The sequence below is a fragment of the Rathayibacter sp. AY1F9 genome (assembly GCF_002932155.1).
GTDB lineage: Bacteria > Actinomycetota > Actinomycetes > Actinomycetales > Microbacteriaceae > Rathayibacter.
In genome coordinates, this window is sequence record NZ_PSVA01000032.1 from 22,122 (window position 1) to 29,231 (window position 7,110).

Sequence of the window (7,110 nt, forward strand, 5' to 3'; positions counted from 1 at the left end):
GCAGCACCACCGCACCGTTCGAAGGAGAACCACCGCAATGTCGCTCCGATCCCGCTCCGCCTTCCACCGCCCGACCGCCGGTCTCAGCCGGCGCAACCTCCTCGCCGGCGGAGTCGGCCTCAGCGCGATGTTCGCGCTGGCCGCCTGCTCCGGTGGCGGCTCCGACGCCGGCTCCGATGCGCTCTCGACCACGGTCGACGGCGCCGGCCGCACCCTCACCCTCTGGGACTTCGAGACGCCCGACAGCGACCGCGGCATCGCCTGGCTCGCCGCCCGCGACATCTTCACCCAGGAGACGGGGGCCGAGATCGCGTACGAGTTCAAGGCCTTCGAGCAGCTGCGCAGCGGCGCCAGCCAGATCTTCAACTCCAACTCGGCGCCCGACGTCGTCGAGTACAACAAGGGCAACGCGACCAGCGGGCTCCTCTCGAGCCAGGGCCTGCTCACCAACCTCGACGAGGCGGTCGAGTTCTACGGCTGGGACTCGCTGATCCCCGGCGCGCTGCAGACCACCGCGAAGTACGACGAGAACGGGATCATGGGCTCCGGCTCCTGGTACGGCATCCCCAACTACGGCGAGTTCACCTTCGTCTACTACAACAAGGACGCCTTCGCCGCCAACGGCCTCGAGGTCCCCACCACCTACGAGGAGTTCACGGCCGTCCTCGACGCCTTCGTGGCCAAGGGGATCACCCCGCTGGCCGAGGCCGGCGCCGAGTACCCGCTGCAGCAGCTCTTCTACCAGCTCGCGCTGCTGAAAGCCGACCGCTCCTGGATCACCGACTACCAGACCTACACGGGCGAGGTCGACTTCGAGGACGCGGCCTGGAGCTACGCGGCCGACCAGCTGAAGACCTACGTCGACAAGGGCTACTTCTCGGCCGACGCCTCCGGGCTGAAGGCGGAGGACGCGGGCACGGCCTTCATCTCGGGCGAGTACCCGATCTTCTTCTCGGGCTCCTGGTGGTTCGGCCGCTTCAAGACCGAGATCACCGGATTCGAGTGGGACACGTTCCTCTTCCCGGGCGCCGAGTTCACGATGGGCTCCGCCGGCAACCACTGGGTGATCCCGGAGACGGCGAAGAACAAGGACCTCGCCTACAAGTGGATCGACATCACGATGCGACCCGAGATCCAGAACCTCATCGGCAACAACGGAGGCATCCCGCTGGTCGTCGACGAGAGCGCCATCACCGACGAGAAGAGCAAGGCGCTGCTCTCGCAGTGGAAGACGGTCGTCGACGGCGACCAGCTCTCCTTTTACCCCGACTGGCCCACCGCGACCTTCTACGACGACCTGGTCGCCGCCACGCAGGAGCTCATCAACGGCTCCTCCGACGAGTCCGCCATGCTCTCCGACCTCCAGGCCAAGTACGACGACGGAGTCGCCGACATCAAGTGACTCGGAAGCGTCACGTGATGTCGGCCGAGGCGGCCGACTCCGCGCCTGCAGGCGCGGAACGGCAGCGGAAGACCTGAGGACGTGACGGCGACCCCTCGAGGGGGTCGCACGAACACCGCCGAGCCTCCACCCCACCGCGGTATGCCGCTCCGGTTCGCGACACGCCGTCGCCTCCGTACCGGAGCGGCATCCCGCGGCAGCACACCCACGACCCCGTCCGACCTAGGAGTACCCATGACGACGACAGCACCTCGTCGCGCGGAGAGCGCGCCGACTCCCACGACGCCGCCCCGCGAGAAGCGCTCCGGCGGCTACTGGCTCTACCTGATCCCCGGGTTCGTGCTCTTCACGTTCATCGTGCTGATCCCGCTGATCTGGAACGTCTACATCAGCTTCACGTCCTGGCGCGGCATCAAGCCGCCGATCTTCATCGGCCTCGACAACTGGATCGAGCTGATGGGCGACGACCAGTTCTGGACCTCGTTCCTCAACTCGGTCTACATGATCATCGCGATGGTGATCGTCCCCACGATCCTCGGGCTCCTGCTCGCGGCGATCCTCTTCGATCTCGTCGGCAAGAAGTTCGGCGGGCGCCTGGCGAGCTTCCTCCGCGCCACCTACTACCTCCCGCAGATCCTGCCGACCGTCATCGCCGCGATCGTCATCGGCTGGATCCTCCGCCCCGACAACGGCGCGCTGAACTCGATCCTCGAGGCCGTCGGGCTCGGCTCCCTCTCGCACGACTGGCTCGGCAAGCCGGACACCGCGATGCTCTCGATCATGGTCGTGATGATCTGGGTGCAGCTGGGCTACCCGGTCGTCATCTTCATGGCGGCGCTGCAGCGCGTGGACCCCGAGCTCTACGAGGCGGCGGAGCTCGACGGGGCGAACTGGTTCCAGCGCTTCCGCTGGATCACGGTCTCGATCATCCGGCCCGAGATCTTCGTGGTCACCCTCACCTGCACCATCGCCGCGCTGAAGGTCTTCGGCCCGATCTACGCCCTGACCCGCGGCGGCCCCGGCGACTCCACGATCGTCCCCTCCTACTACTCGTACACCGAGTTCTTCCAGAAGCAGCAGGTGGGCTACGGCGCCACCATCGCGACCGCGCTCACGATCGTCATCGTGATCCTCGCCGTGCTGTTCATCCGCGCCCAGGAGCGCGTCGAGCGCAGCGAAGGAGCCCGCTGATGTCGGCCATCGAGACCCTGCCCCTCACCCAGGCCGGCACGGAGGACGCGGACCTCTCGTCCTCCCGTCCCGCCAAGCCCGCGAAGGGCACGACGAAGCGCACCCTCGGCGACTGGGTGATCCTCGCCGTCGCCGTGGTGATCGGGCTCGTGATCATCAGCCCGGTGCTGCTGATCCTGCTCAACTCCTTCAAGACCCCCGCGGAGTACTCGGCGAACGGCCCGCTCGCCTTCCCGACCGGCCTCTCCTTCGACGGCCTCTCGACCTTCTGGAGCCGCGTCGACTTCCCCGAGAAGCTCGGCAACTCGATCCTCATCTCGGGGTCGGTCGCGATCCTCGCCGTCGCCCTCTCGGTGCTGAACGCCTACGCGATCGGCATCGGCCGGGTCCGCGGCCGGAGCTGGATCATCGTCCTGTTCCTGCTGGCGAACATGCTCCCGCAGGAGGCCCTGCTCTACCCGCTGTACTACATGTTCAAAGCGGTCGGGATCTACGACACCCAGCTGTCGGTCATCGTCATCTTCACCGTCATCCAGTCGGCGTTCGGCACCTATCTGCTCTCGAGCGTCTACGGCACCTTCCCGAAGGAGATCCTCGAGGCCGCGGCTCTCGACGGCGCCTCGAAGTGGCAGGTCCTCACCCGGGTGATCGTCCCGATCTCGCGGCCCACCCTCTCGGTGCTGATGATCTTCTTCTTCATCTGGACCTGGAACGAGTTCCTCATCCCGCTGGTCTTCCTGGTGAGCGACGCGACGCAGACCGTCCCGATCGCGATCTCGAGCCTCCAGGGCGACAAGATCATGGACGTCACCACGACCAGCGCGAGCGCCCTCCTGGGCCTTCTCCCGACGCTGATCTTCTTCCTGATCTTCCAGCGCACCCTCACCCGCGGCATCACCGCCGGCGCGGTCAAGTAGCCCTCTCTCCCTCCGTCGGCGCCTCCCTCACGGGATCCGCCGGCGCGCCATCGAAAGGCACCCCCATGAAGTTCACCGACGGGTTCTGGCAGACGCGGGCCGGATTCACGCCCCTGTTCGCGCAGGAGGCGTACGACATCCGCACCGACGGCACCTCGCTCGAGGTGATCGCCCCGACCCAGGTCATCCAGGGCCGCGGCGACGTCCTCAACCGGCCGGCGCTCACGGTCACGGTGTCCTCGCCGGCCGAGGGGGTCGCGCGGGTGCGGATCGAGCACTGGCGCGGCACGGCGGTGCGCCCCGGCTTCGAGCTGGCCGAGGGCGACGTCGGAGCGGCGGAGGTGACGGAGTCCGGCGGCGTGCTGCGCACCGGCGACCTCGAGGTCCGGATCAGGCAGGGCGCTCCGTGGTCGCTGGAGTTCTGGGACACCTCGACCGGCACGCGCCTCACCGGCTCCGGGCACAAGGCGCAGGGCTACCTGACCGGACCGGACGGAGCCGCCTACCTGCACGAGCAGCTCGACCTCGGCGTCGGCGAGCTGGTCTACGGGCTCGGCGAGCGCTTCGGCCCCTTCGTGAAGAACGGCCAGACCGTGGATGTGTGGAACGCCGACGGCGGCACCTCCTCGGAGCAGGCCTACAAGAACGTCCCGTTCTACCTCTCCAGCCGCGGCTACGGCGTGCTCGTGAACGATCCCGGCCTCGTCTCGTTCGAGATCGGCTCCGAGGCGGTCGAGCGCGTGCAGTTCTCGGTCGGCGGCGAGGCGCTGGAGTACCTGGTGATCCAGGGCCCGACGAAGAAGGACGTGCTGCGGCGCTACACCGGCCTCGCGGGCCGCCCCTCCGTCGTGCCCGCCTGGAGCTACGGGCTCTGGTTGACGACCAGCTTCACCACGAGCTACGACGAGGAGACGGTGAACTCCTTCATCGACGGCTTCGCGGAGCGGGAGCTGCCGCTGTCGGCGTTCCACTTCGACTGCTTCTGGATGCGCGAGTTCCAGTGGACCGACCTCGAGTGGGACCCGCGCACCTTCCCGGACCCGGAGGGGATCCTCGCCCGCCTGCACGAGCGCGGGCTGCACACCTGCGTCTGGATCAATCCGTACATCGCGCAGGCGTCGCCGCTGTTCGCCGAGGGGCGCGAGAAGGGCTACCTGCTCAGAACGGCCTCCGGCGACGTCTGGCAGTGGGACATGTGGGTCGCGGGCATGGCGCTGATCGACTTCACGAATCCGGAGGCGACCTCCTGGTTCCAGGAGAAGCTCCGCGTCCTCGTGCGCCAGGGCGTCGACTCCTTCAAGACCGACTTCGGCGAGCGGATCCCGTCGGAGGGCGTCGTCTGGGCCGACGGGACCGACCCCGAGGCCATGCACAACTGGTACACCCAGCTCTACAACCGCGCGGTGCACGAGATGCTCGAGCAGGAGCTCGGCGAGGGCCGCGCGGTCCTCTTCGCCCGCAGCGCCACGGTCGGCGGGCAGTCGCTGCCGGTGCACTGGGGCGGGGACAACACCTCCTCCTACGTGTCGATGGCCGAGACCCTGCGCGGAGGCCTCTCGCTCGCGCTGGGCGGGTTCGGCTTCTGGGCGCACGACATCGGCGGCTTCGAGGGCACGCCCGATCCCGGAGTGTTCAAGCGCTGGCTCGCGTTCGGCCTGCTCTCCTCGCATTCTCGGCTGCACGGATCCTCCTCGGTGCGCGTGCCGTGGGCGTTCGACGAGGAGGCCGTGGAGGTCACCCGGCTCTTCACCCGGCTGAAGCTCTCGCTGATGCCCTACCTCTTCGCGGCGGGGGCGGAGGCGGCGAGCACCGGCGTCCCGATCATGCGGCCGATGGCGCTCGAGTTCGAGGACGACCGCAGCGCCGCCCACCTCGACATGCAGTACCTGCTCGGGCACGACCTGCTCGTCGCTCCGGTGTTCACCGAGGACGGCACGGTCGAGTTCTACCTCCCGCGCGGGACGTGGACGAGCTGGTGGACGGGCGAGCGGATCGTCTCGACGGGGGAGTGGCGACGCGAGGTCCACGGCTTCGACTCGCTGCCGCTGTACGTGCGCGAGGGCGCGGTGATCCCGGTGGGGGCCCGCCAGGACTCGGCCGAGTACGACTACCTCGACGGGCTCGAGCTGAGGGTGTTCCCGGGGCCGGACGGAGCGACGCCGGTCCGGGTCGTCGCGCACGACACGGGGGAGGAGACGGCGTTCACCGTGACGCGCTCCGGCGGCGACGTCTCGGTCGACGGCCCGGCCGGCACCTGGACCTGGGTCGAGGCCTGAGCTCGACCGCGTCCGGCGGCACAACCTCTCGGCGATCCTCCGCCTCGTGCACCGCGGCGGCCCCCGCTCCCGCTCGCAGCTGACCCGCCTGACCGGCCTCAACCGCTCCACGATCGCGGCGCTGGTCGGCGAGCTGGTGGAGCTCGGCATCGTGCGCGAGCGCGAGCCCGCCACGCCGAACCAGGTCGGCCGGCCGAGCCCCGTCGTCGAGGCCGATCCCGGAGTCGTCGCGCTCGCCGTGAACCCCGAGATCGACGCCGTCACGGTCGCCGTGGTCGGGGTCGACGCCGTCGTCCGCCGCCGCATCCGCCGCTCCGCCTCCGTCCCCACCGCCGAGGCCGCGGCCCGTCTGGCGGCCGAGGCGGTCGCCGAGCTGCTCGCCGAGCTGCCCGAGGAGACGCGGACCGTCGGCATCGGCGTCGCCGTGCCCGGCCTCGTCCGCGACGCCGACGGCCTCGTCCGGGTCGGCCCGCACCTCGGCTGGGACGACGAGCCCTTCTCCCGCATGCTCGCGGACGCGACCGGCCTGCCCGTCCTCTCGGCGAACGACGCCAACCTCGGTGCGCTCGCCGAGAGCGTCCTCGGCGCCGGCCGCGACGTCTCGCACCTCGTCTACCTCAACGGCGGCGCGAGCGGAGTGGGCGCCGGCGTCATCGTCGGCGGCGCGCCTCTGCACGGCATCGACGGCTACGCGGGGGAGATAGGCCACACCCTCGTCAACAGCGCGGGCATCGACTGCCACTGCGGCGCCGTCGGCTGCCTCGAGACCGAGGTCGGCCGCGCCGAGCTGCTCACCGTGCTCGGCCTCGACGAGAGCGAGCGGCTGGAGGAGGCGCTCGCCGCCTCCGAGGACCCGGCCGTCCGTGCCGAGGTCGAGCGCCAGCTCGGGCACCTCGCGGTCGCCCTGCGCAACGTGATCAACGTGTTCAACCCGCAGCTCGTGGTGCTGGGCGGCTTCCTCGGGGCGCTGATCGGAGTCGCGCCGGGGTTCCTGGAGGAGCGCCTGGGCCGCGGCGGCCCCTTCCGGGTCGCGCTCGACTCCGTGCGCATCGTGCGGACCGAGCTCGGCGCCGATCTGCTCATGCTGGGCGCAGCCGAGCTCGCCTTCGAGCGCCTGCTCGCCGACCCGCTCGGCACTCCGCTCCACCCGGTCTGACCCGACGGCGGGCCGAGGGGTGGCGCCACTGTCCGACACGTGATCGAATTGATTCGACCGAGCGGCGTGGAGCCGACGAGGTCCGCTCCCGCGCCGAGGACGACACCGAGCGAGTTCACGGCGAAGAGCAGCCCGTACTGCTGCGCGTCGAATCCGTAGAGGCCCTGG

The 7,110-nt window shown here is 69.6% G+C and carries 5 protein-coding genes; all 5 read left to right on the forward strand.

The features are described from left to right. The first annotated feature begins 37 nt into the window (after positions 1–37). On the forward strand, positions 38–1,402 hold the full coding sequence (locus tag C5C37_RS15730) for an ABC transporter substrate-binding protein (RefSeq protein ID WP_258074176.1): 1,365 nt from the start codon (positions 38–40) through the stop codon (positions 1,400–1,402). A gap of 234 nt (positions 1,403–1,636) precedes the next feature. Beyond that, the gene (locus C5C37_RS15735) at positions 1,637–2,593 is read left to right on the forward strand and encodes a carbohydrate ABC transporter permease (RefSeq protein ID WP_104261476.1); all 957 of its coding nucleotides are present in this window, start codon (positions 1,637–1,639) and stop codon (positions 2,591–2,593) included. After that, positions 2,593–3,510 carry a carbohydrate ABC transporter permease gene (locus C5C37_RS15740; protein WP_104227354.1) on the forward strand — a complete coding sequence of 306 codons (918 nt, stop codon included), beginning with the start codon at positions 2,593–2,595 and terminating at the stop codon, positions 3,508–3,510. Before C5C37_RS15735 ends, C5C37_RS15740 begins: the two co-directional genes overlap by 1 nt. A gap of 65 nt (positions 3,511–3,575) precedes the next feature. Then, the gene (gene yicI / locus C5C37_RS15745) at positions 3,576–5,786 is read left to right on the forward strand and encodes an alpha-xylosidase (RefSeq protein WP_104339234.1); all 2,211 of its coding nucleotides are present in this window, start codon (positions 3,576–3,578) and stop codon (positions 5,784–5,786) included. A 34-nt stretch (positions 5,787–5,820) separates the two neighbouring features. Then, positions 5,821–6,942, forward strand: a complete 1,122-nt coding sequence (locus C5C37_RS15750) for an ROK family protein (RefSeq protein WP_104284038.1) — start codon at positions 5,821–5,823, stop codon at positions 6,940–6,942. Positions 6,943–7,110: the final 168 nt, after the last annotated feature.